The 21,535-nt window shown below is 49.6% G+C and carries 32 protein-coding genes and 2 pseudogenes; 5 read left to right on the forward strand and 29 right to left on the reverse strand.

Translation table 11 applies throughout. The features are described 5' to 3' along the window. Window positions 1-7: 7 nt before the first annotated feature. From SK47_RS11090 to SK47_RS11150, 14 genes and pseudogenes are all read right to left on the reverse strand, one after another. Window positions 8-679 (reverse strand): phage tail protein, encoded by a 672-nt coding sequence (locus SK47_RS11090; RefSeq protein ID WP_048244190.1) that lies wholly within the window; start codon window positions 677-679, stop codon window positions 8-10. A 69-nt stretch (window positions 680-748) separates the two neighbouring features. Next, entirely contained in the window at window positions 749-1,159 is a 411-nt protein-coding gene (locus tag SK47_RS11095) for a DUF4128 domain-containing protein (RefSeq protein ID WP_048244192.1), read from the reverse strand. Next, a complete protein-coding gene (locus SK47_RS11100; protein ID WP_048244194.1) occupies window positions 1,156-1,740 on the reverse strand; it encodes a hypothetical protein in 585 nt (194 codons plus the stop codon). The genes SK47_RS11095 and SK47_RS11100 overlap by 4 nt, the downstream gene beginning before the upstream one ends. Before the next feature lies 1 nt (window position 1,741). After that, window positions 1,742-2,092, reverse strand: a complete 351-nt coding sequence (locus SK47_RS11105; RefSeq protein ID WP_048244196.1) for a hypothetical protein — start codon at window positions 2,090-2,092, stop codon at window positions 1,742-1,744. Window position 2,093: 1 nt separating this feature from the next. Further along, on the reverse strand, window positions 2,094-2,576 hold the full coding sequence (locus tag SK47_RS11110; RefSeq protein WP_048244198.1) for a DnaT-like ssDNA-binding protein: 483 nt from the start codon (window positions 2,574-2,576) through the stop codon (window positions 2,094-2,096). A 36-nt stretch (window positions 2,577-2,612) separates the two neighbouring features. Continuing rightward, entirely contained in the window at window positions 2,613-2,912 is a 300-nt protein-coding gene (locus SK47_RS24090) for an Ig-like domain-containing protein (RefSeq protein ID WP_181007767.1), read from the reverse strand. Next, window positions 2,894-3,847 carry a major capsid protein gene (locus SK47_RS11115; protein WP_048244200.1) on the reverse strand — a complete coding sequence of 318 codons (954 nt, stop codon included), beginning with the start codon at window positions 3,845-3,847 and terminating at the stop codon, window positions 2,894-2,896. The genes SK47_RS24090 and SK47_RS11115 overlap by 19 nt, the downstream gene beginning before the upstream one ends. An 11-nt stretch (window positions 3,848-3,858) precedes the next feature. Then, a complete protein-coding gene (locus SK47_RS11120; RefSeq protein ID WP_048244203.1) occupies window positions 3,859-4,629 on the reverse strand; it encodes a hypothetical protein in 771 nt (256 codons plus the stop codon). An 80-nt stretch (window positions 4,630-4,709) separates the two neighbouring features. Further along, window positions 4,710-5,807, reverse strand: coding sequence for a phage minor head protein (locus SK47_RS11125; protein WP_048244205.1), 1,098 nt, complete (start codon window positions 5,805-5,807; stop codon window positions 4,710-4,712). 1 nt (window position 5,808) lies between these two features. Next, window positions 5,809-7,197 carry a DUF4055 domain-containing protein gene (locus SK47_RS11130; protein WP_048244207.1) on the reverse strand — a complete coding sequence of 463 codons (1,389 nt, stop codon included), beginning with the start codon at window positions 7,195-7,197 and terminating at the stop codon, window positions 5,809-5,811. Between the two features lies 1 nt (window position 7,198). Continuing rightward, window positions 7,199-8,506, reverse strand: coding sequence for a terminase large subunit domain-containing protein (locus SK47_RS11135; RefSeq protein WP_048244209.1), 1,308 nt, complete (start codon window positions 8,504-8,506; stop codon window positions 7,199-7,201). Beyond that, on the reverse strand, window positions 8,484-9,476 hold the full coding sequence (locus SK47_RS11140) for a terminase small subunit (RefSeq protein ID WP_048244210.1): 993 nt from the start codon (window positions 9,474-9,476) through the stop codon (window positions 8,484-8,486). The genes SK47_RS11135 and SK47_RS11140 overlap by 23 nt, the downstream gene beginning before the upstream one ends. Before the next feature lie 33 nt (window positions 9,477-9,509). Beyond that, the gene (locus SK47_RS11145) at window positions 9,510-9,713 is read right to left on the reverse strand and encodes a hypothetical protein (RefSeq protein WP_048244212.1); all 204 of its coding nucleotides are present in this window, start codon (window positions 9,711-9,713) and stop codon (window positions 9,510-9,512) included. Window positions 9,714-9,991: 278 nt separating this feature from the next. Further along, window positions 9,992-10,276 (reverse strand): annotated as a pseudogene (locus tag SK47_RS11150) (terminase small subunit); the annotation flags it as partial. 27 nt (window positions 10,277-10,303) lie between these two features. Between SK47_RS11150 and SK47_RS23175 the strand changes: the two are divergent. Then, window positions 10,304-10,516, forward strand: coding sequence for a YodC family protein (locus SK47_RS23175; protein WP_075262093.1), 213 nt, complete (start codon window positions 10,304-10,306; stop codon window positions 10,514-10,516). 47 nt (window positions 10,517-10,563) lie between these two features. After that, window positions 10,564-10,800, forward strand: coding sequence for a DUF6953 family protein (locus SK47_RS24300; protein WP_369799489.1), 237 nt, complete (start codon window positions 10,564-10,566; stop codon window positions 10,798-10,800). Window positions 10,801-10,812: 12 nt separating this feature from the next. On the opposite strand, the pseudogene SK47_RS24305 reads toward SK47_RS24300, so the two are convergent. The 15 genes and pseudogenes from SK47_RS24305 to SK47_RS11215 all read right to left on the reverse strand — a co-directional run bounded on the left by SK47_RS24305 (window position 10,813) and on the right by SK47_RS11215 (window position 17,493). After that, window positions 10,813-11,014 (reverse strand): annotated as a pseudogene (locus SK47_RS24305) (hypothetical protein). A 97-nt stretch (window positions 11,015-11,111) separates the two neighbouring features. Beyond that, window positions 11,112-11,387, reverse strand: a complete 276-nt coding sequence (locus SK47_RS11155; protein WP_048244214.1) for a hypothetical protein — start codon at window positions 11,385-11,387, stop codon at window positions 11,112-11,114. A gap of 102 nt (window positions 11,388-11,489) precedes the next feature. Then, window positions 11,490-12,014, reverse strand: a complete 525-nt coding sequence (locus SK47_RS11160; protein ID WP_048244216.1) for a Rha family transcriptional regulator — start codon at window positions 12,012-12,014, stop codon at window positions 11,490-11,492. Between the two features lie 351 nt (window positions 12,015-12,365). Next, a complete protein-coding gene (locus SK47_RS23705) occupies window positions 12,366-12,827 on the reverse strand; it encodes a lysis protein (RefSeq protein ID WP_048244219.1) in 462 nt (153 codons plus the stop codon). After that, window positions 12,824-13,318 (reverse strand): lysozyme, encoded by a 495-nt coding sequence (locus SK47_RS11170; RefSeq protein ID WP_048244221.1) that lies wholly within the window; start codon window positions 13,316-13,318, stop codon window positions 12,824-12,826. The genes SK47_RS23705 and SK47_RS11170 overlap by 4 nt, the downstream gene beginning before the upstream one ends. Beyond that, the gene (locus SK47_RS11175) at window positions 13,296-13,520 is read right to left on the reverse strand and encodes a class II holin family protein (protein ID WP_013095970.1); all 225 of its coding nucleotides are present in this window, start codon (window positions 13,518-13,520) and stop codon (window positions 13,296-13,298) included. The genes SK47_RS11170 and SK47_RS11175 overlap by 23 nt, the downstream gene beginning before the upstream one ends. A 566-nt stretch (window positions 13,521-14,086) precedes the next feature. Next, on the reverse strand, window positions 14,087-14,278 hold the full coding sequence (locus SK47_RS11180; protein WP_041162662.1) for a hypothetical protein: 192 nt from the start codon (window positions 14,276-14,278) through the stop codon (window positions 14,087-14,089). Window positions 14,279-14,470: 192 nt separating this feature from the next. Further along, the gene (locus tag SK47_RS11185; RefSeq protein ID WP_048244223.1) at window positions 14,471-15,301 is read right to left on the reverse strand and encodes an antitermination protein; all 831 of its coding nucleotides are present in this window, start codon (window positions 15,299-15,301) and stop codon (window positions 14,471-14,473) included. Next, entirely contained in the window at window positions 15,301-15,438 is a 138-nt protein-coding gene (locus SK47_RS23925; protein WP_048244230.1) for a YlcG family protein, read from the reverse strand. Before SK47_RS23925 ends, SK47_RS11185 begins: the two co-directional genes overlap by 1 nt. Next, window positions 15,435-15,791 (reverse strand): RusA family crossover junction endodeoxyribonuclease, encoded by a 357-nt coding sequence (locus tag SK47_RS11195; RefSeq protein WP_048244232.1) that lies wholly within the window; start codon window positions 15,789-15,791, stop codon window positions 15,435-15,437. Before SK47_RS11195 ends, SK47_RS23925 begins: the two co-directional genes overlap by 4 nt. Then, on the reverse strand, window positions 15,788-16,069 hold the full coding sequence (locus tag SK47_RS11200) for a DUF1364 family protein (RefSeq protein WP_048244234.1): 282 nt from the start codon (window positions 16,067-16,069) through the stop codon (window positions 15,788-15,790). The genes SK47_RS11195 and SK47_RS11200 overlap by 4 nt, the downstream gene beginning before the upstream one ends. Before the next feature lie 2 nt (window positions 16,070-16,071). Next, entirely contained in the window at window positions 16,072-16,272 is a 201-nt protein-coding gene (locus SK47_RS11205) for a hypothetical protein (protein WP_048244236.1), read from the reverse strand. Between the two features lie 5 nt (window positions 16,273-16,277). Beyond that, complete coding sequence (locus tag SK47_RS11210) at window positions 16,278-16,880, reverse strand: DUF1367 family protein (RefSeq protein WP_048244238.1); 603 nt, start codon at window positions 16,878-16,880, stop codon at window positions 16,278-16,280. Between the two features lie 39 nt (window positions 16,881-16,919). After that, entirely contained in the window at window positions 16,920-17,162 is a 243-nt protein-coding gene (locus SK47_RS24310) for a hypothetical protein (protein WP_224065701.1), read from the reverse strand. Window positions 17,163-17,268: 106 nt separating this feature from the next. After that, window positions 17,269-17,493, reverse strand: a complete 225-nt coding sequence (locus SK47_RS11215) for a DinI family protein (protein ID WP_045135255.1) — start codon at window positions 17,491-17,493, stop codon at window positions 17,269-17,271. A 730-nt stretch (window positions 17,494-18,223) separates the two neighbouring features. On the opposite strand from SK47_RS11215, the gene SK47_RS23205 reads away from it, so the two are divergent. From SK47_RS23205 to SK47_RS23210, 3 genes are read left to right on the forward strand one after another with little or no spacing between them, the layout of a single operon-like run. Beyond that, window positions 18,224-18,640: a hypothetical protein gene (locus tag SK47_RS23205; RefSeq protein WP_080335848.1), complete on the forward strand. Its 417-nt coding sequence runs from the start codon at window positions 18,224-18,226 to the stop codon at window positions 18,638-18,640. Then, a complete protein-coding gene (locus SK47_RS11220; protein ID WP_045135256.1) occupies window positions 18,637-19,983 on the forward strand; it encodes a ParA family protein in 1,347 nt (448 codons plus the stop codon). The genes SK47_RS23205 and SK47_RS11220 overlap by 4 nt, the downstream gene beginning before the upstream one ends. After that, window positions 19,976-21,397: a hypothetical protein gene (locus SK47_RS23210; protein WP_072044397.1), complete on the forward strand. Its 1,422-nt coding sequence runs from the start codon at window positions 19,976-19,978 to the stop codon at window positions 21,395-21,397. Before SK47_RS11220 ends, SK47_RS23210 begins: the two co-directional genes overlap by 8 nt. Window positions 21,398-21,535 lie beyond the last annotated feature (138 nt).

Here is a 21,535-nt window from a genome sequence, read left to right on the forward strand (position 1 = left end):
TGACGGGTCAGGCGGCAGCGTCGGTCAACTTATAGAACGTCATCGCCGGTGACTGCAGGTTCAGCACCACGCTCACTGTCTCTACCTCGTTAACCGCTGTGGTCGGCGTGTCATCAAAGGATACCGTGGCCGCCCAGTACCGATTTTCCTTCGCCTTTGGCACGTACATGTACGCTGCAACTGTCTCTTCATCTTCATCCAATTCGCGCAGTAGTGGATAAACCGGGAGCGCGGAGTCATGTGCAATCGAGTAGGTCTGAGAGACAGCAGATTTATAGGTATTCAGGTTGCGCTGGCGGTCATCGCTGAGGAACTGAATCTGCGTTGTGTTCTGATCGCCACCGGATTTAGAAAGCTCAGTGATTTGCGGCAACTCGGTCCATTCAAGCACCTTGCGGATCGAACCGGAACCGCCGCCCGCCGCGTATTTGTTTTTGTTGGTGGTATTGATGTTGCGAAGAGTGACAGCATTCTCCGCAATCGCATCGATTTTCGCGATAACGTTATCAATACCCGACCAGTTGCAGTTCACGTGAACGATATCGCCGACCGCTATATCGTCTGCGGCGCTAACTGTGATCACCGCGTGCTCAGCATTCGTCGCGCCGGTGAAAGTAATGGCCGGGCCGTAGCCCGATGCCAGATAGACATGAGCGCCGTTAGGCAATGCAAAGCCCATAATGGTTACTCCTTTAGAAACGGGAAAACCGGCTCAAGGCCGGTCAGTTGTGGGACATCACAGAGGGAATCAGTTGGTAATGTCTGCCCGATAATTCAGGCTGACAGGAACGGAGTAGGACACAGGTGTAGGGACGCCGCGGAATATGCCAGGCGCGCTGTTAATCCAGCAGGTAAAATCTTTGCCTGCAATTTCCAGCCCCTCGGGGAACAACTCCGCTACCCTGCCCGCCAGGGCAACGACTGAGGTACGGCCGGACCCGGCTGGCGCCACGACATTAATCTGGTACACGCCAGAATAAGTCCGGCAGCGCAAGCCGAGATCGATTGTTCGCGGCGTAACGGGCATATCGTGAACGGCCAGGTACATCTCGTTAGCAGGAGGTGTGAACGGCACGTTCTCCCATGCAATCGAAATGCCCTCGGCATCGGCCCAGGCACCCAATCTGGCGGCCAGTGCAGATGCAATATCAGGAATCACTTAGTCACCTCCCTGACAGCTTCCTCAAAGAAGCGTTGAAACTCAGCTGCAGTTATGCGGACCATGCCGCCCGGAGCCTGTGTGGAATGCCCCATTTCAAGCGGGTAGGCATAGGGCACGTTGTTGCAGAAATAAATGGCCTTCATCCCGACTTTGAAGAGCGACAGCGTGTAGTTCCCGGCCGCTTTTGTCAGATCACCTGTCTTATCAACCCGGCCTGTCTCGTCAGTCGTTGGCGCATCAAAGGACACCTGCCAGTTACCGCGAAAGCGTCCGCCCGTATACCCCGGCGGTGCTTTGATATCCATCCCATCCACCACCTGGGCTTTTTTCTTCAGTCGCCCGGTTTTAGTCAGGTTGTCGGGATTGGCGCGCTGCGCCTCGTTGTGGTCGTAAACAGCGCGATTATAGGAAACGGCTGTCTGGTTAACTTCCCACAACTCCGGGTTGCCCACTGGGGACATCACCACCAGCTGGTTAAGAATTTTGATTCCGACCGCGCGTACCACTGCTTCCTGATTCGTTTTCGCCTTGTTAACGAAAGCCGTGATTTTAGCCAGGAAAGCCGCGTTCTCGCCCATGCTAAGCCCTCAGTTGCGCTTTGTAGCAGAGCACCAGCACGGCAGGTTTTACCGGGTTCGGTTTGACAACACGGTACGCTTTGCCATCAATATCAACCACATCGCCGATTTTAATTTCCTGCTCTGACGTAAAAACAATCTGCACGTCGCCGTTAACGATGACCGTCCCATCAATTTCGCCTGGCGCGTATTCGGTCTTCACGCCCACAGCAGTAAAACGGACCTCTTCAGTTTTATGCTCAACGCCGCCGATAACCGTTACCGATCCTTTACGGGTGACGTTGTACGTCGCGCCGTTCTGCCTGAGCATGCGAGTCGTTCTGGCCTGCATACGTTGGTAATCAATCGCCATATCAGGCCCTCTCAGCAAATGCATTGATGGCGTAACCACGACCACCAGCGAGGTCGCCCAGCAGCGCCATAACGGCAGGATAGGACGGCGTGAAGACTTCACCATCTGCGACCGCATAGGTCATGGTGACAGCACCTTCCACACGTTCAGTTTTCACAGCGGCTTCGCGCACGCTGGAGAGTAAATCGCCGTCGATTGCCTCTACCGCCAGCATGCACTGCGCGGTTATTACCTGCCGTGGAACTTCATCCGGCGGGAAATCATGTTCATCAAGAACGACATTCACGCGTGGCCAGGCCAGAGCCTGTCGCGGGTCAGCTTTTGAGCCAACCCAGTCCAGACCTTCCAGGTAATCCGCGGCCTTAATCAACAAAGGTGTGAGCTTGTCAGGCAGTTCAATGCCGCGTATTTCCGCAAATGAGGCAAGATCCTCTTCACTGGCGTAGCTGTTAGCATCAGGAGAGGTGATATCGGTATTGACCATCGAATCATCCTGTTTATGGGGCTTTCGCCCCACTCGTTATTCTCCGGCAGGCGCAATGAAGGTGATCTCATCCGTGGTTTTCGCCACTCCTTCAACCGTGCCGGTTACCGTGAAGGTGCCAGCAACGTCTGATGTGAGTTTCACCGTTGCACCACCAGCAGAGCCGGTTTGAGAACTGGCCGTGTTAAGCGTGCCACCTGTGGACGACCACGCGACGGTTTTACCGGATACACCGGAGCCATTCAGCGTGTACTTAAGAGAAACAGTTACCGCGTCTGTGCTGTCAGCAGTTGCGGAGGTTTTATCCGCTGACAGCGTTACTCCCCCACAGCGGATTCCAGCTTAATCAGCACGCCTGCCGTAGATTTGTTGCTGGTGAAGTGTTTCTTCCAGTTGCCCGCAGTGCCGATGGCGGTCAGGTCAGGGTTATCACCTTTGGCGGTATCCCAGCTGTAGCCCAGCAGATCAACGTTCACCACGCCTTCAGCACGATAGCCAACCGCAAGGTTTTCCTGATCGTTGATATCGTAGGAACGGAAGCCCGGCGCCTGAGACTCGGTGACGGTAACCGCTCCAGATACCAGCCCAAGGATCGCATCAGCGTCCATGGTGTCGGTCACCAGCACAGGTTTACCCAGGGTGCCTGGCTGCCCGCCGTAAACCACCACGCCCGCCTCTTCGTAGATTTTGTTGGCAATCGCCTCATCAACAATGTCGAAGTAAGTGGCAGAGTGCATCACGAAGAGCACCACACGGTTGAACTTGTCGCCGTATTTACGCAGGCCGCGCGTCAGGGTCTTCTTGCCGTCTGTTTCGATATCGGCGGTGACCACCATATCCGCGTTTGCGCCGATGGCAGCCGTAAGTGCTTTCAGGCCGTATTTCACGTAGCCTTCCAGCGTGGCATCTGCGACATCAACGCCGATTACTTCAGAGAACTCATCAACGGAGCGGCCGCGGCGCTTAAAAGCTTCTTCCGTGGTTTCATACGGACCGTATTTCCAAGGTGCCTTAACGGATACCGCTTCACCGGCACCGATTTTTTTACCTGTGACTTTATCGACAGAGTTCACATTGCGCGATTCAATGGAACCACCAACTTTGTAGAAAGCACGCTTACGAAAATCGCCTTCAATCAGCTCGTTATCCAGCAGGATCGCGCCGTTGGAGGACGCGTTGAAAATAGCCAAGTTGTCCTGGCGGCGCTCGAGGAAAGCGGTCTGCGCCAGATCGTCATAAATAATCAGGTCACTATTAACAGTGGTAGACATGGGTTAATCCCTTATTTCGGAAGTTTGAGGAAGGCCTGCTGGCCGTGTTTGCGGATGTAGTCCGCTTTATCGCTGGCGCTCATTTCGGAACGTTTCAGGCTGCCACCGCCGTTTGGTTTGTGTCCGCCCGCGCCGGTGCCCTCTGCACGTGGGAACAGATGCGGAGCCGTCTCCTTAAGAGACTCCGCCCATTCGAGTGGACTCAGTGGTGTTTTGCCGTCTTTACCGAACAGAACATCGCCATTTGCATCAACTGCTACGGCCTCGCCTTCGTCGTTGAGCTGGAATGTGCCTTTGGCACGTAGGATCAGATCGTCGGATGCTTCCGGCAGCGCGCCTGTCTTCGCAGCTGCAGCTCGGATTGCATCACCCAGGACGCGGTCCCGGAATTTGTTGGAGAACGCTTCAGCTTTGTCCGCGCGTTCATTTGCGGCTTTAATCTGCTTATCGACATCAGCACGCATGCGCTCGGTGCGCTTATCGAGCACCTCATCAATTTTCCCGGCGGCGATAAGCTTCGCCTCTTCGTCGTCGGAGAAGCGCTGCAAGATGCCGCGCACAGCGTCTGGATCGATACCTTCAAATCGGGATAGGTTTTCTTTCTGCTGTTTAATGGTGCCCAGCAGTTCGCTATTTTTCGTTTTGAGGCCAGTGACTTCGCTGGTCACGCGCTCATCAATCAGCTTCTGGATTTCAGGAGTGATTTCGATACCACCGCCACCGCCGCCCTCACCGCCGCTTTCAGGTGCGAAATATTTCAGAAGCATGTTTCGAATTAACATAATTTCCCCTCGGGATTTTGCCGGGCCTCGCCCATAAAAAAGCCCCGGCGGATGCCAGGGCGTGGAGTAAGATGTGATTGTTAGTTGTCTGCGCCTGAGAGCTGCTTCAGACGTTCCAGGCTGATCCATTCGCCTTTGTCTGTAAACATATCAGCCAGGTCTATTTCCCCCGCGCGGAACAGACGCCCACGCTCGGCACCCAGAACCTGATCCTGGCGTTGTGCCGACTGGCGTGCGAGCCATTCCAGATACGAGGTTTTCCCCGGTACCTGTCCATCCATGCTGGCACGAGTCCCCTCGTCCATCTCGTCGATATCGATGCCGAGTTCGCGCCACGACTTGAGGATCAGGGTTTCGGTAGAACGACAGCAAAAATGAATTTTCCCGGGGCCCTGCAGGTAAGGCACCTTATGCCCGACCGGTTTGTTATCCAGGGTGTAGCGCAGCAGGTCACGAATAATGCAGTCGTGGCTGGTTTTATTGTCCAGCGTAGACAGCCACTGTTTGCCTTTCACGATATCGCTGTTGGCACTGGCGAAGCTGTTGCGTGCTGTGGCAGCCAGATGATTCACGGCTGTTTTAGCGATGCTGGCAGCGTTTGCCCTGCTCATCTGCAGCGCGCCGTCGCGGTAGTCTTTGTTGGCGTGTCCGCGAACATTGCGTGCGATAGTCTCTACCGTGTCGCCGGCAAGATACCCCCGACGTACGGCGTTAACGATCCGCGCCAGCCTGTCCGACTCCAGATTATCCGCCCACTCACTCAGCAGCCGCCCCTGAAAGGGTTGCGCCATAGCCGCGGCATACACCATATCGGCGGTGATGCCCTGCAGCGGATAGTGAGACAGGACCTGTGAAGGCAGAAGGGAATCGAACAGGCTCAGCTGATAACTGGTTTCGTTCTTTGCCAGCGCCATCAGCTCACTCTCGAGCCCTGCCTGCATGGTGGCTACGGCCTGATGGTTAAGATCGCGCACACTGCCCAGTAAACTCTGCAGACGGCTAACGGTGAAGCTCTCAGGAGGCAATCTGTCCAGCGCATCCAGTAGACGTGCCGACAGGTCAGCATCCGTCTCGTTAAGCAACTTCACCATCCGGTTTGCCACGCCGGTGGCGTAGCGGCTTAACCAGATGGAATGTGCGATTGATTCATCGCGCAAGCTTTCGTTTACTGTTGCCATATCAGCCACCGGTCAATGTGGGGGCTTGGTTGCGAAGTGCATCAATCACTTCGTCCGGGCTGTCTGCCGGGTCGATAAGGTCAAGCTTCTGCAGTGCGCGAATCATATCGCTGTCGCGCAGCGCACCGGACTGCCAAGCGTTGACGATTGCCGTCACCATGCCCGACTCAGCAACCTTCGCGATGAATTCCTGATTGATGGTGTAGCTCGTCGATTCCCCCTTAATGCCGAGGTATTTCGCACACCATCCCAGCGCCAGCGTATAGGCCTCAGAAACGTTTGAAACGCAGATACCGAGCACGGATGTTGATGATGTCTGCTCACCACTCGCCTGGGTTGCCGTCTTCGCCGTGGCGTTCTGCTCAATCAGTCGGGCGCCCAGCTGCACCATGTAATCGCGCTTGCTGTCCATGGCCTCTTTAGCCAGCATGTTCGGCTGCGCCTGGGCATAGCCAAACGAGCCCTCTCTGGGAAGTAAAAGCGGTGATCGGGAACCAATTTTAACGCCCTTCTTCTCGAGGTGATCGCGCCAGCCGGTATCGAGCCCAGTCATGTACGGCTGCACCTGGCCACAGAACCACACGCTGTCCTCATAGTCAGCACTGTTACGATAATGACCGTGGTTTATCTCCACCAGCGCAGCCAGCGGTGAATCATCGATAGTGGGATCGTTGTTCTGAGCACCGACAAAGGTGAAAGGGATTTCGTCCCAGTAGTCCTTTCCTTTCGGCTTAGGGTGGTACTCACTGTCAACGGTGTAGGTTCCGCTTGCTGTGCCACCAGCCCGGCGCCATACCCGGCAGATGAACCGCCCTTCTTCCAGCGCCAGTTCGCGGTATTGGATTTCATCCTTATAAGCGTAACCATCCGGCTCTTCTACGCATTCGCGCAGGACCACCAGCACCAGCTGATCGCGTCCGTTAATACGCTTTGTTCGCCAGTTGATAATGTTCTCTGCCGGATAGCGGAGGATGATTGCTTCGTCGGACTCTCCAGCGTAATCGACGTAAATGCCCTCTCGCGCAACCTCCAGCACGTTCTCAGCTACCAGCTGCGACTGCTGGTAGATGCTGGTACCGGCCCCGTCAGCATTGTCTAACAGGTATTTGAGCTTCTCCGGTCCGTTGAAAGTGGGATCCTTTCGATACGCCATTCCAAGCATGCCGATTTTTGTATTACCGGCAATGGCATAGAACACCGCGCGGCTAAGATAGTCCTCATTGCGCTTACGGTTGCGCGTGGATTTATCGGTTGGGTCGAGATAAGGCAGATACTTATAACCCGCCGCTTTTACGGCCTCAACTCCTTTGCAGAAGTCCCTGTATTTCCGCCAGGCAGCAGAAGCCGCCCGGTGTTCTGGTCGAACCCAGGTGATGTCGTCGTTTGCCATATCAGAAAGTGGTGTCCATGGTGATTGAGTATGCCGGTTTCACGATCGGGTAATCCTTCACAATGAAGTACCCACCAGCATCATTGGGGTGATCGTTATCCGCTGATTTATCCGGTTCGCCATTGGCCGCCCAGATTTGCTGCTCGAGGCTCTCGGTGTAAACTGGGCAGCTCTGAACATTAACCAGATAGCGGCGCTCGCCGTTGGCGTTGCAGAACATGGCGTTCATCGAGTTGATGCGGTCTTTAACCGGCGGGTTGGCATCATCAACAATGACGCTGAATCCGGCATCGTTGAGCTGAGCAATATCTGTCTTGCTGGCGTTCTGCGATTTGCGTGAGTCGCCAGAGGCATCCGGATAGATGTAAATCTCCCGGCTTTTAACGTAGCGACCATCCTCGTAGCGCCAGAACTCTTCCTGTATGCGCTTAATCATCGCCGGCGTGTCGTAGACCTTCACCAGTTCACGAACAGCGCGCGGCAGGCCGTTTCGCTTAACGTGTACAATCGCGGCCATTTTCCCCACGTTGAAGTCCATGCCGATAAACAGCGGATCCCCGTCCTGAATCTCGTCAGAACAGTTATTCAGCTTACGGTTGAACGTGTGGTAAATGGTCCCGCTGTTAAGGTTGGTGAACTTCCCGCGCAGATATGCCTGAATCAGTTCGTCAGGGTAAGAGCTCAGCAGCGACGGGATGTAATCCGCGGGCAGGTTCTTCGCATTGTCGAACGTGCTGGCCTGAATCAGACCGTACAGGGCCGACAGTTCTGGCTTTTCACGTACCGCCTTCACGAACTGCTGGTAGACGAATTTGAACCCTTCCGGCGTGGTCGTGACATCAATGCCATTACGCAGCCCATCAACCTTGTAACGCATTCGGGCGATTATTTTTCGCCATGCCTGCTGCGCTTTGGCAGCCGCCATGACGTCCAGCTCATCCACCATCGCATTACCGATTTTGAAACCAACTATCGAGCCGGGCTTCTCCATAGAGCGGCAGATTGTGGTCCCGCGGTACCGTCGCCCCTCGTAGAAGTGAACCTCTTTGTTCCCCTCGTTAATTTTGACGCTTAAACCCCAGTCAAATGCTACCTCTTCAATCGTCGGGTAGAAGATGTCACGGATCTGCGGGTACGTCGGCGCGAAATAACCCTGGTTAATCTTCGGGTGTTCCCACATCCCTTTGCAGATCCCGCCACACCCCACCCATGTCTTACCGGAACCGAACCCGGCAACGTAGGCTTTGAATTTGTGCTGCATCGCGAGGAAGCGCGCCTGAGGAATGTTAACTGTCGGGCTGATCCCCATCGTCTGCCCTCGCATCCACTACGTTGATATTGATCTGCACTGGGGTTGGTTCATCGTCCTCACCCTCACCGGCCAGCTCTTTACGGAGTTTCTCGACCTCCAGCTGCCGGCGTTCGATTTCAATCTGCTGCAGGCGCTGGGCGAACTCGCTATCGGCCAGGCCCAGGCGCTTCATTACCGCTTCGAACATCCGCTCGCGGCTGATTGCTGTAATTTCGACGCCGTTTTTGCCGACCTTCACGCCGGAGTAAGCGAGCCGAGAAGCTGCCGGGAGTTTGCGAGTGTCAGGGAAGTAAGGCTGCCCAATGCCGTCACCATTGCAGCGCGGGCATTCTGGGTTAGGCTCCCTATTGTGGTCGTAGCCGTAACCGCCAGTGTCTTCTGGCTGCTTCGCGCCCTCTTTACCTTCAACCTTCGCTTTTTCTTCTTCGAACTCAACAGCATCGCGCCACTGGTAGTGGTGACCGAAGCCCCAGCAGTAGCGACACGCACCGCGGCGATACTGTGAGATTTGATTTGCATCGAAAGTGGCGAGCTGCCACATCTGAGCGAGGACTTTATCGGCACTTCCGAGAGTGCGCGCAAGGGAGGCCTTTTGCTGCTGCGCAATAGCCTGCGCAACGTTAGGATTCGTTATGAGCTGACGACCATAATTTGGGTCACTATAACCAGCACGTGCAGCGGCGGCGGTGGCGTTATTGTCCTTCAGATACTCCGCGACAAATAAGCGCTGCTGAGCAGTAAGTTCATTATCATCCACCAGCTCATTTGCGCTTTTATCTTTCTGCGCAGTGCGCATTTTTTTCTGCGCAGGTTTTTGCGCAGTTTGCGCAGAAGGTTTTTTGATATATCGACGTGCGGTAGCGTAGTTCAGTCCCTGCGCTTCACACCATTCTTTTGGTGATACGCCGGTTGCGGCATGTTCGGACAGGAACCGTTGCTGAAGCTCGCCCCAGTCCGGTTTTGCCATTGCTTACTCCAATAAAAAACCGCCCTGAGGCGGTTAAACTTTGTTGAATGCTACGCACTGTATCCAGAGGTTTTCTCGCAGCCTCTGTTTTTCAGCCATTAAGGACTCGAATATTTCACCTGAGGATTGTCCACCATCGCAACTGTAGACTTCACCATACGAATACGCCGGTAAGTGTTCCCATGTGGTTGCATCGTAAGCATTCCATGAAAAAAACCACTGCTCTTTCTCTTCCATAACCCCTCCATATGACGAGAAGTTATTGTGCATTATCACAGGCACTCAGTGAATGCCTGCTGTAATGCATGCCACACTCTCGCAGTGGCTACGCTCATGCCCTTGAATTGCTGTCGCTTCATCGCCGCTTATAACCAGTACGCGTATGGCCTTCGTGCTGCTTTACCGGAGCATGTTCCCTTATTTACCCTCACATCGGTATGCTATACCTGCTCGCTATTACGCGACTCGGGGCAGCATCATGACTGCTGCACTGCCTTTCGGCGGCGGCCCAACCGCTTTACTACTTCAAATTGACTTCCCCTTCTGGCAGTTCGCCTGCCACGTTTTTGGTCTATCTCAACGAGACGATTTAGGACGTATATCGCATTTATGCCAACCAGATCATTGCGTTGCGCTTTAAGTTCGGCAATTCTGGACTGGATGTCAGGTTTTGATAGGTTTTCGGACGCAGTACGGTTGGCTGTTTTTGCGCTGTACCCCGCCCGAATAGCCGCTTGCGTGGCGTTTAAATCGATGAGGTACTCGCGACAGAACATTTCTTGTTTGTCGGTGAGTGCCATATGTTCTCTTTAATATGGAAATCAGTTATGAGTAACTCTTCTACTGAAAGAAAAGCGCTTTTTAAACTTGGTGATTCTGTGTATTTGAAATCAGGCGGTCCAGAGATGTCAGTATATGAAATACACAAATTTGGAGGCGCCTTTACTGGTGATTACACTTGCCAATGGTTTGCAGGAAAAAAACTTGAAAAAGGACGTTTTACCGAAGAGTCTTTGACAAACACAAACCCAAAGCCGTAAACCCAAACGCGTCTATTTTAAATATTCCCGATGTTACAGCTTGGATGTTGTCCACATTAACAACCGACGGATGCCTCTATCAGCAAGATGTTGTCGATTACCTGATAAAGAGTGGTAATGAGCAACACCTGAAAGAAAATGCGGATGGCAACCAAGCGCTATCAACAAAGTTGATCAATAAATTCCGAGTCGATAGTGGAGAAAATGTCGTTTGGGTTAAGCCAGATAAATACTGGCGATACCGAGTACCTGAAGATGAAGAAGGTCGAGAGGCTCGCGGTTAACAATTAGGGCGATCATTCGCCCTTTTCTTCGATACTCTCTTCCAATGGCGTGAACTTCACGCGCTTCACGTCGCCAGGAGCGAAGTAAAGCCACTCGCCCGTTTCCGTGCCAGCGGCACAAATCCATTAACCAGCTCAGGCTGACGCCGTGACATCTTGCCCGTGTACTCGCCGCGTCGTTCGTAGTCAGTTTGATGATGTAGATGTCGGACATTGAGAGCCTCTTTATCCGCTTGTGGGGATATTGCCATTACGATGAGCAGCCCCATGGTGATGACAACAAAAAACCGCCCGAAGGCGGTTTCTATCGACTAGATGAACTTCTTAATTTCATCCGGAAGCATCTTTAAAGCCGTCTCTTTCAGATACATTAACTCTTCTTTTCTTAAATCAATATTGCAATCACTTGGCCTATCTCTCGCAGTGCCATTTAAGTCCCAATTGGTGGGGTTTTCACTTCCGTTTTGGCCGATGATGACGCCATGAATGCAGTCAGTTGAAGAGGTGTTAATAGCCTGGATTAGAACTTTTCTTCCGGCATTATCAGTAGTATGGATAGGTTTAAAAAGCGGAATTAATATTGACATACGGACCTCCTTTTCATTAGTGGAAGCCATAGAATACACTTAGGATTTATCCCAATAAACCATTATCAAGCCCACCCTCAGATGAGCTTTGTAATGGCCGGCTTAGCTAATCAGCAACTCAGGCTGCGTCACCTGCATGATGTGCTCATGCTCAAGCTTTAGCGTGCGTTTTTCCTTCTTCCGTTCGTTCATCAACCGGCTGCCGATCGTTCCCTTCAGCTTTGAGCGCGTTTCTTTGATGGCGTAGCGGTGCTGCATTGCTTCACCCATGACAAGACGGCGGCTAAGTTGCTCTGACATCCAGTTGAACGCTGAAATGTAGCTTTCTTTGATAGCCGCAGCAGCTTTCCCGGTGAATCCCATCACAACCATGATCCAGCCATCTTTCGTCAGGCTATACATCGGGCGAATCTTACCTTGCTCATCGATATAATCAGCCGACGCAAAATTGCGTTGGCTAAACTCACTTGAGCAATCGGCCTTAACCTGCTCGATTTTCCTGAGCACATCACCGTGTCGCTTTCCAAAGTACGTAGCAACTTTTCTGGATGTGGTAACGACCTCTCCGTTTTTGGCTTGCACCATTTCGCGGAAGTCGAAGGCCGGAATAACTGACGGATTATTCATAGCGTTTTCCTTACATGTGAGATGAACCTTTGCCGAATTGAAACGCCAGCCCACCGAAAGCTCGCCAGCATTAAACTGACGTCTCCAAAGGCTCATTTCACAGGTTAGGGTTCGGTGTGTTTCATCTGCATCGAACATGCGATAGCCAATCAGGATCTGGCAGTTATCGCAGGCACATGCTCTACCGATTCGGTCGGCAGTTCTTAGTGCGGGGTGTCACCGCAAAATAAAAAGCCTCACGGATGCAAGGCTTGATTAAATCATTAAATTTCAAGCAGATATAGCTAGACAATTAATAGCCATGAGTACATTTGAATAGCCATAAATAGACATGAACACTCGAAAATATTTTTATTTCAGGCACTGATCTTTGATGTAGTCCTGCAGATAGCCGACCTGCTTCGTCACTGTGACGATTCGCTCTCTGAGGGTGAAATAATCCCGTTCAGCGGAGTCAGTAAGTCGGGGGCCGGAAGCATCGCCCAGGCCGCCGGAGCCGGTCGCTCCGTTCGTGGGACAGTTTGCGTTGAGCTGCAGCCGCTTACGACCAGCAATGACATCGCTATGCAGACGCTCAATGGTTTCTTTCGCATCAGCCAGTTCTCCGGTGTATTTGGCATCCAGTGCAGCGACATCACGCTGGCGGGTCTGCATGTCTTTGATGGTGTCGTTAGCCAAGCTGAGATTCTCAGTGGCTTTATCGCGCTGGTCTTTGTATGTGATGGCGTTGTCGCGGTAGTGGTTAATCGCCCAGGCCATCGAAACCAGCAGGCAGATAACGACAGCGCAGATGATTGCGGTTAATCGGCTCATTGCTGGCCCCACTCGCAAACTTCACGCTCAATCTCGCGTCGGGTGATCAGCCCCTTCCACTGCTTACCACCGGCATACGTCCAGCGCTGCAGTTCTTTGCATGCACCCAGAACGTCGCCGGAATTTAACTTTTTCAGCAGCGTCGATCTGCTAAACGCCCCAGCTCCCACGTTGTAGGTGAAAGAGTAAAGTGCGGCACGAGTGGTTTCGGGAACATGGACCTTTATTAGCGGGTCGATGGCATTTGCCACCTTTCGCAGATCTGCCTTCAGCAGGTTGTCGCACTCTTTGTCGGTGTAGCGGTGACCGCGGCGAATGTCGGCACCGGTGTGCCCATCACAAACGGTCCAGACGCCGACCACGTCCTGATAGGCGTAATAGCGCCGTCCTTCCAGTCCATCTGCATTGCCAAGCATTACTGCAGCAATGGTAATTGCTCCGGACCCGCCAACGATGGCACCCACCAGCTTATTCCTCAATGTTGGGTTCATCTCGGCTCCTGCTGCGGCGGTTGTCTTCGCGGATCTTGAAATAGAGATTTGTCAGATACGTCAGTACGGCAATGATGATACCCACCAGCACGCCGATAGCGTTCCACTGCTCGGGGCTGTAGGCATTAAGCATGCCGTTTAGGATGCTCCCGGCTGAAGCGCCATAAGCAGCACCAGTGGTTATTTTTTCCATGCGATACATACTCTCACCTCGCGTAGTTAGCGGGTGCTGTGTGTTTGAAAAGGGTCTGTCCGTCGGGACGATTTAACAAGAAGGCGTGTCGATGATGGTTCTAGGAGCCTCAAATGAAAAAGCCAGCGACAGGCTGGCAATGTGAGGGTAAGGCAATGAACAGGATATTATTTAGAACCAAGCGACCTAGAAGCTAGCTAAAAAGATGGCATTTGTGTAAAACGATGACATCAATCAGCAGGTGTTCATCGTGAAATACATTCGGTTAATTTTAAGGCTCATAACAGTATCACTTTACGTGTTTCTGGTTGTTTTTGGCTCTGGATTTCTAGGTTCGAGTACAGCCAATGCAATTAATCTTGAAACACTTAACCTAAATTACTCATTAATCGCAAAGGACTCGGCGGTATACGCACTCTGCGCAACTGGTGCGACATTGGTTGTTCCACCAGTCCTATATTTAATCCAGCATTATGTCTGGCCAGTTTTGAAATTTGTCGGCTTGAAGATTCGCTACTTCTTCCATGGGTACTAACGCCTAGCACAGTTAAGAGGCTTCATATAATTTTTTGCTGTTACAGCTTTGGCTCTTCAATACGCTCGCTAATTACTTCAACCTCGCCATTATTGGCAAGGTCATCTCCACGAGTCACGTACCATGCACCATAGATAACTTCACCCGACTCTAAATCGTCGATTTTTTCGTGCATGTAGTAAGCGATCTGCCTGCTGCCATTGTACTGGATCCAGTAATAGCCTTCTCTCATCATACCCTCCTCTTCGATATAAAGATTATAAGAGGCAATGAATAGTGATGGTTTTAGAAATTCTTAAATCGCTATTAAGCAAAAAGCCCCACGGGGTTAACCGCAGGGCTTTAAACGAAGGCAATAACCCATCGTTAGAGCAAAATTACCACAGATTCGGGAAAAGTAAATAGTTCACGATAATTTCACGCCCTATTTTGTTATCTGCTTCAGCTGCGCATCAGCCCAAGCCTCTTCGATATCAAACTTGGTGATGAGCTGATCGTAGAATGGCTTAACAGACTTCTTCCAGGTATCGAGGCTGATTGCATCCGTTATCTGGCACAACGCGGCGTAAGCCTCAGTTGATGGAATTCGTTCATACCCGCGCCCGCTGCAGCGCTTACAATCGGTCAGAACCGGAACGCCCTGCCGTTCTGTAAGAGCCTGATTAACGGCTTTCCCGCGTCCATGGCAATCTTTACAGGCGCAACTGACAACCTTCTTCCCCTTGCATTCTGGGCACAGCAACCGGGCCAATTCTCGCACCTTGCGTTTATTTTCGTATTGAGAAGGGATAACTTTCAGCCCCCAAGCGGTAGATTTTTTAATAACATCTTTTGCGTGCCAATGGGTGCTGGTCTTCATCGTAAACACATCTGCGTCAATGAACCCCTGTCCGTCGCAACATACGCAATGTTTCACGCTTGCGGCGCTGCGGGAATAGTCCTCAAACGAGAAGGTGGCCAGCTGATGCATCACAAGTTGTTTAACCCCAGCATCCAGTTTGCGAAGTGCAGCAACCCGGTCGCACTTGGTCAGTGCGTACTGGGCCAGCAATTCGATCGCCCTCTCCCGGTCATTGTTGCTGATACCCATCTTCCCGAGAAAGGCGCTATAACCCATGGCGGCCCGTTCCTGCGTCATGCCCATAGCGGCCATGATATCCGTTCCGCTTAATGAGTCTGACGCCGTAGCGCGCGGAGAGTCGCTAATAAGCGTCGATTTGGCGAAGTGGTATTTCACGGTGTTTTCGAGGTTCATTAGGCTGCTCCTGCTGAATGATAGATACGAACAAAATTACGAAGAATGCGGTAATCCACCAGCACCGATCCCCGGTAGCGGTAAATGCGAAGGCGCTGCCAGCGCGCGCGGAGTACCTCAAGCGTTTCTGGCTTCATCTGGCCTCCTCGATAATGATTTGCCCTGTCTCTCCCCAGATTTTGGTAACCCGTCCGTCCCAAACATGGCTATCCTCGTCAAACACTGCATCCAGCAAAGCTTTTTCCAGGTTGTCTTTGTCCGGCTTTTGTTGATGAGGCCGGCCGACATATTGCGCTCGCTTTGTCTTGCTCCAGCTCTTTGGCATGGGGATCACGAACGTGACGTGATATCCAGACTCCGGCAGACGGACGCCCAGCAACCTGACCTGTTCTTTGTAAGCCCAGTACGCTGCTGTTGCTGGCCGTTTATGCCATCGGTCACGCTGAGTCATTCTGGGCTTGCCAATCGGCGTAATTTCGTAAATTTTCATGCGGGCACCACCAGCCCGCGGCGGGCAACTTCAATCACTGTCAGAACAATCGCGCGGTCCATAAGCTGCCGGCGCTCTTCCCTATTCAGCTTATTCCCGTTATCAATGCTGTCATGACAGCAAACGCAGAGCGCAGCTGTCGCACAGTCATCGGTTTTTAATCCCATGCCTTTCCCTTCGTTCCGGTGTGCCACCTGCGTTCCCCATGCACCACAAAGAACACAACGCTCTATCTGCCCGACGGCAGCGAGCCATTTTTTGCTGCGATAAATAACCATGCTCACCCCCACATCCGGTTTCGCCAGCGGCTATCCGGGCGCGCTGGTGTACTTGAGGTCGGAAGGAATGCACTGACAGTCCAGGTCACGTAATCCTGGTTTAGGCTGCGCTCAACGCGCACGCCGCGCGCTTTGTAACGCTTGACCAGTTCGTCGGCCTGTTCGGTGCTGCAGTCGGTATGATGGAACCAAGAATATTTCATACCCGTCACCCCACGAAGCCAAGCAGCTGAGCGGCGACATTTTCGGCCTCATCACGACTGCGGAATGAACGGGACAGGACCCAGCGCCAAAGAACATCGAGCGCAGCTTTATAGAGCTGCTGGAACTCGAGCTCGTCCATGTTGGCAAACGAGATGCTGCGAGGATGCTTTTTGAGTGTTCCGTCTGGCAGCTGAATGGCATCAAAGTGCCCTGCCTCAACGATTACCCATGAGCGGTAAGCATCGAAGGATTTGCACAGGCTAATGCCATTCGTGACGCGCCGGTAAGCAACCTGTTCCAGATACTGCTCAGCAGCATCGATCAGCGCGCTCTCATTCCCGCCATACGAAGCCAGGAATTTGGCGTAGCCGGTGATCAGCTTCCGCTCGTTGCTAGAGATAGCCCCGCCAGTTGGTTCCCAGTATTCAAAACCGAGATTGAGAAGCGCGAAAAAGCGTCGATGGAATGCCGGGTTTCGTACCCGCCTGAACTCGGCAACAAGAACATCGCCGAGCCGGGTTTTGGATTGCAGGATATCGCTGGTCTCGGGCGTAGCCGGGATCAGTATTCCTGAGTGGTGTTTTATAAGTTGTAATTCTAGCGCCATGGTTCTCTCCGTGGCGCATCAGGTATAGGTTGTTCAGGCCTATGAAAGAATAATATCAGACGGTGGTGTAACTCGGTACCCTAGTCGTTTTGCAAATTGCATAAACCCGTTGAGAGTGAATATTTCTTCCTCTTCGAGTAACGGTCGTAATGAAACTATTCCATTTACTCGATAAACCAGATATCTCCCTTCCGCCGGGAAGCTATAGATAACTGCTTTATCGGCCCTTCTGACCACGTCGTACCATTGATCATCTGCATTAAAGGCATCTGCACTACACACTATTTCCCCCAGAGCGACTTATTGACGCGGTAAACAGTAATCGGGAACAGCCAGGGGAACGCAAACAGCGATACTCTTTGAAACTGCTCCAGTGAAATTCACGCGATTAATAAAACCACTCGTCCGCGCTCTCCCAGGTCTCCTGCACGATATGTTCGACCTCTTTCTTGTCGCCTCCGAAAACAGTCAGCCCATCATTGCTGGCACGCTTAATCGTAATCTGGCAATCATCGAACTGTTTACTGAGCCTTTTGAGCAGTTCTGACTCGAGGGCAGGTATAGCTCCATCAGGAAGTTTCTTCATGCGATCAATGGTTAGCTCGATTTTCATTTTTCCCTCCGCAATGGCAAGCTGTATGCATATACAGTACTTTTATAAACTCTCTTGATGACTTTTGCAATCATTTAAGAGAACAAAACTACTACGCAAAGTTCTATAACGCATTGCTTTATAGTTAACGCCGTAATCGCCTAGTAACATAAATACCTTCGCAGAGTTGGTGATTTTATTTGAAGAGAAATTTATTGTTAGATGTAACATTTAGAGTTCGAACGAGATACATTTTAACAATAACCTTAGGCTTTTATAACTGCCTGCTGAAAATGTCCCCAAGGAAAAACCTCAAAATTTGGTATTTTGAATACATTCAAAGTAATAGAGTAAGAATTAATTTCGATGAGATATGCCTTATCTTTGTATCTGTTCCAGATATATATGACTAATTTTCAGTGTCCAGCCATAAATAGCATTATTTATAATTGTTGTTTGTATAATAACACCGTGCCAGCAACATCCTTAGCAAGCATATAGTTTCAGTTAGACTATAAAAATACATATCGGCACGCTTCATGCAAGAAAACTAAATTTATAGACTCCAAGTCCCGGGCTTGAAAAGATGCAAATCTGGCTGATATCTATCTTTAGAGGATGCAGATTATTTGAGCATCAAAACAATTTTGCGACGAACGCTTAGCAGGTATAGGTTGTTGAACACTATGCTATTAGTGTACTGTAAAGCAATGCAATGATCTGATGAAGATTCAACAAAAAAGGTCAAAAAATGAGCACGGATTTTGTAGATTCACATGACCGGCATTTAGTTGATGCCAATCAATTATTTTCTTCTGGAAGATTTGCTAATGCAGATCAACTATATGGATTTTCAGTAGAATGTGGTCTGAAATCGTTAATGAAAGCATTTGGTATGCCGTTCGATAACGTGAGGCAAATGCCACAAAAAAGTTCTGATGCAGTACACGCTGATAAAGTTTGGGATCGATTCGAGAGCTATCGCTCGTCGCATACCAGTGGAGCAGATTACCAGTTGAATGGAACAAACCCTTTCCATGATTGGAATGCTTCGCAGCGTTATTACAACCAATCAAGCTTCGATGCTGCTAAAGTCTCTCCACATAAAGCAGCAGCCGATCAAGTTAATCAATTGATAAGAAAAGCCAAATTAGCAGGATTAGTATGATAACTTTCGACCAAATCGTACCATTATCTACTCAAATCATAAGTAAATTTACTGATCTGGTTCAATCTTTGGATTGGTTAGTATTAAACCGTGACCTGAATGGAAGGGTTCGTCTGGTTGCACCAGAATCAATCAAGGATAATCCTCAGAAAATCGAGGGATTACATGCTCTTGAAAATGAGCTTTCAAAGGAACTCCACGGACATTATCATAACGTTTCAACATTGTTTGAAAATGATATTGAATATGTGAAGGATGGTGCCCAGCTATTCAGAATCAATGGCTTTGAAAATGTATTCCTCGCTGATCGGTATGCAAATGAATCTACTTGGGGAAACGTTTCAAAAATAACCAAAAATGCTCCGCGAGTTGTTTTCTTCTCTATAAAAGGAGGTGTGGGGCGTTCTACATCCCTTGCGGCAGCCTCTTGGAAACTCGCACAACAAGGCAAGAAAGTTTTAGTATTAGATCTTGATCTAGAATCACCTGGATTATCTACAGCTCTATTACCTATTGATCGTCAACCTAAATATGGTATCACAGATTGGCTTGTAGAAGATTTAGTAGACAATGGTGAACAACTAATTGACTCAATGATAGCAACAAGCCCATTGTCTCATGATGGCGAAATTTTTGTTGTACCGGCTCATGGAGTTGAGGCTGGAGAGTATGTGTCAAAACTCGGTAGGGTTTGGATGCCAAAAGTAGATCAACAAGGTAAAAAAGAAAAATGGTCACAAAGATTAAATAGACTAATTGATAAACTCGAACAAGTTATATCCCCTGATATCATATTGATTGATTCACGTTCTGGCATTGATGAGATTGCCTCATGTTGTGTTACAGATATGGGGGCTAATCTAATACTACTATTTGCTTTAGATGGGCTGCAGACATGGAACGGTTATAAAATATTATTCGAACATTGGTTGAACAGTGAAGTTGCTAACGATATTCGCGAAAGATTACAAATTGTTGCCTCTATGGTTCCAGAAACAGACAAGATTGAATATCTTATGTCACTCAGAGATCATGCATACGATCTTTTCTCCAATAATTTATATGACGAAATCGAAGCGGCGCCAATCAATGCAGTGGGACCTTCCAACGATGAAGATTACAAATGGAAGGTAAGAGAATTAGTAGAAGGCTGGAATTTCGATAGCTCTGATGAGGGGGCTCCTCATAATCCTTGGGCAATTCAGTGGCATCGTAGTTTTACTGGTTCCTTAGCTCTACATGGACGACTAGCCACAATTGATGAAAATTCTATAAAGTCAATTTTTGGACCCTTAATTGAAGGGATTGAAAGTGTTTTTGACTCGGAGATATCTGATGACTGATGTTCAAATAATTAGGCGTGCGATATCCGCCGCCTCCCTAGAATCAAGTAGCTTTGGAGATGAACCTGATATTGGCGACCTCTATGTGCCATTATCTCATATCAAAGCTTTGAAGCTTGCCTCCAATATTGTAATAGGAGGGCGTGGTGTTGGTAAATCATTTTGGACAGCTGTTCTCAAATCACGACATCTTCGCGCTACCATGCAAGAATATGTTCCCGAATTACAAAATTTAGAAATATTTGTCGGTTTTTCAAATGTTGAGGATGTTGATAGTTATCCAAATGAAGATACTTTCCAACTATTGCTGAGTAAAAATTATGCTCCATATGATATTTGGAGAACAGTGATTATTCGTTGGGTAGCTGGAAAATCAAACATCTCTATACCTACTAATACTTGGCAAGAAACTATCGATTGGTTCAAATCGGAGCCTGAAAAAGCTGCAAGGCTAATGAGTACATCTCGTAATTGGAATGGACTAATTGTTTTTGACGCTTTGGACAGGACAAGTAACGATTGGCAGAGAATGGATGAGATTGTTCGCGGTCTATTGCGTGCAGTCTTATGGCTGAAATCATATAATGGTTTATCAGCAAAGGTATTTTTACGTGAAGACCAAGCGGCTAGAACAGTTTTTAACTTTCCTGATGCTTCTAAAATATTGGCAACTAAAGCAGAATTGACATGGAGCAGACATGATCTGCATGGTTTACTTTGGCAAAGATTAATTAATTCAATGGATTTGAATGCTAATATTTTACGTGAAATATGTCAGAACGCCACATCTAGAAAACTTACTTCTGTCAACAACTCCTTTCAACTTCCAGACGAAATGAAAAGAGAAAGCGAAGCCCAAAGGAAGGCTTTTGAAAAATTAGCTGGACCATGGATGGGTAAAGATAAAAGACGAGGTGTACCATACACTTGGTCTGTAAATCATTTATCGGATGGCAGAGGACAAACCTCACCAAGGTCATTTTTAGCTGCGATCAGTCAAGCAGCTCAAGACTCAAGTTCTCGCTATCCAAATCATGAATATGCATTACATTATGAAAGTCTAAAGCGTGGTATTCAGCAGGCTTCTGAGATACGAGTTACTGAAGTTGCAGAAGATTATCCTTGGGTACCTGATGTTTTATCTACTTTAAAAGGTTTGAATGTACCTTGTGATATTGAAACTGTCGAGCAAAGATGGATGAGTTCTTTTCCTTTTGGGCCAGAGCAAGTGAATACTAATAGACTACCCGCTCAACATGCTGAACGTGGTTGGTCAGGAATTAGGGAAGATCTAGAGAATCTTGGACTAATTGAAACAAAAAAAGATGGTCGTGTTGATATGCCAGATCTGTATAGGGTTGGTTTCGGTTTAGGAAGGAAAGGTGGGGTTAAACCTAAAAGCAAAAGAGATTAGATTTATAATTAAACCTTTTATAAAAGGTGCTATGAAGAATAGCACCTTTTATTGTTAATTTTTACCATTTATCTTTTCACTATATCAATGCTATAAAAAATCATGCTAGTATCAATTCATATTATATAAATGCATTGA

It is taken from the genome of Enterobacter sp. BWH52, from assembly GCF_001037565.1.
GTDB classification, from domain to species: Bacteria; Pseudomonadota; Gammaproteobacteria; order Enterobacterales; family Enterobacteriaceae; genus Enterobacter; species Enterobacter hormaechei_C.

Coding starts and splice junctions, on each gene's coding strand:
- SK47_RS11090 (WP_048244190.1), bottom strand. CDS start 679: ATGGGCTTTGCATTGCCTAACGGCGCTCATGTCTATCTGGCATCGGGC.
- SK47_RS11100 (WP_048244194.1), bottom strand. CDS start 1,740: ATGGGCGAGAACGCGGCTTTCCTGGCTAAAATCACGGCTTTCGTTAAC.
- SK47_RS11105 (WP_048244196.1), bottom strand. CDS start 2,092: ATGGCGATTGATTACCAACGTATGCAGGCCAGAACGACTCGCATGCTC.
- SK47_RS11110 (WP_048244198.1), bottom strand. CDS start 2,576: ATGGTCAATACCGATATCACCTCTCCTGATGCTAACAGCTACGCCAGT.
- SK47_RS11115 (WP_048244200.1), bottom strand. CDS start 3,847: ATGTCTACCACTGTTAATAGTGACCTGATTATTTATGACGATCTGGCG.
- SK47_RS11120 (WP_048244203.1), bottom strand. CDS start 4,629: ATGTTAATTCGAAACATGCTTCTGAAATATTTCGCACCTGAAAGCGGC.
- SK47_RS11125 (WP_048244205.1), bottom strand. CDS start 5,807: ATGGCAACAGTAAACGAAAGCTTGCGCGATGAATCAATCGCACATTCC.
- SK47_RS11130 (WP_048244207.1), bottom strand. CDS start 7,197: ATGGCAAACGACGACATCACCTGGGTTCGACCAGAACACCGGGCGGCT.
- SK47_RS11135 (WP_048244209.1), bottom strand. CDS start 8,506: ATGGGGATCAGCCCGACAGTTAACATTCCTCAGGCGCGCTTCCTCGCG.
- SK47_RS11140 (WP_048244210.1), bottom strand. CDS start 9,476: ATGGCAAAACCGGACTGGGGCGAGCTTCAGCAACGGTTCCTGTCCGAA.
- SK47_RS11145 (WP_048244212.1), bottom strand. CDS start 9,713: ATGGAAGAGAAAGAGCAGTGGTTTTTTTCATGGAATGCTTACGATGCA.
- SK47_RS23175 (WP_075262093.1), top strand. CDS start 10,304: ATGAGTAACTCTTCTACTGAAAGAAAAGCGCTTTTTAAACTTGGTGAT.
- SK47_RS11155 (WP_048244214.1), bottom strand. CDS start 11,387: ATGTCAATATTAATTCCGCTTTTTAAACCTATCCATACTACTGATAAT.
- SK47_RS11160 (WP_048244216.1), bottom strand. CDS start 12,014: ATGAATAATCCGTCAGTTATTCCGGCCTTCGACTTCCGCGAAATGGTG.
- SK47_RS23705 (WP_048244219.1), bottom strand. CDS start 12,827: ATGAGCCGATTAACCGCAATCATCTGCGCTGTCGTTATCTGCCTGCTG.
- SK47_RS11170 (WP_048244221.1), bottom strand. CDS start 13,318: ATGAACCCAACATTGAGGAATAAGCTGGTGGGTGCCATCGTTGGCGGG.
- SK47_RS11175 (WP_013095970.1), bottom strand. CDS start 13,520: ATGTATCGCATGGAAAAAATAACCACTGGTGCTGCTTATGGCGCTTCA.
- SK47_RS11180 (WP_041162662.1), bottom strand. CDS start 14,278: ATGAGAGAAGGCTATTACTGGATCCAGTACAATGGCAGCAGGCAGATC.
- SK47_RS11185 (WP_048244223.1), bottom strand. CDS start 15,301: ATGAACCTCGAAAACACCGTGAAATACCACTTCGCCAAATCGACGCTT.
- SK47_RS23925 (WP_048244230.1), bottom strand. CDS start 15,438: ATGAAGCCAGAAACGCTTGAGGTACTCCGCGCGCGCTGGCAGCGCCTT.
- SK47_RS11195 (WP_048244232.1), bottom strand. CDS start 15,791: ATGAAAATTTACGAAATTACGCCGATTGGCAAGCCCAGAATGACTCAG.
- SK47_RS11200 (WP_048244234.1), bottom strand. CDS start 16,069: ATGGTTATTTATCGCAGCAAAAAATGGCTCGCTGCCGTCGGGCAGATA.
- SK47_RS11205 (WP_048244236.1), bottom strand. CDS start 16,272: ATGAAATATTCTTGGTTCCATCATACCGACTGCAGCACCGAACAGGCC.
- SK47_RS11210 (WP_048244238.1), bottom strand. CDS start 16,880: ATGGCGCTAGAATTACAACTTATAAAACACCACTCAGGAATACTGATC.
- SK47_RS11215 (WP_045135255.1), bottom strand. CDS start 17,493: ATGAAAATCGAGCTAACCATTGATCGCATGAAGAAACTTCCTGATGGA.
- SK47_RS23205 (WP_080335848.1), top strand. CDS start 18,224: ATGAGCACGGATTTTGTAGATTCACATGACCGGCATTTAGTTGATGCC.
- SK47_RS11220 (WP_045135256.1), top strand. CDS start 18,637: ATGATAACTTTCGACCAAATCGTACCATTATCTACTCAAATCATAAGT.
- SK47_RS23210 (WP_072044397.1), top strand. CDS start 19,976: ATGACTGATGTTCAAATAATTAGGCGTGCGATATCCGCCGCCTCCCTA.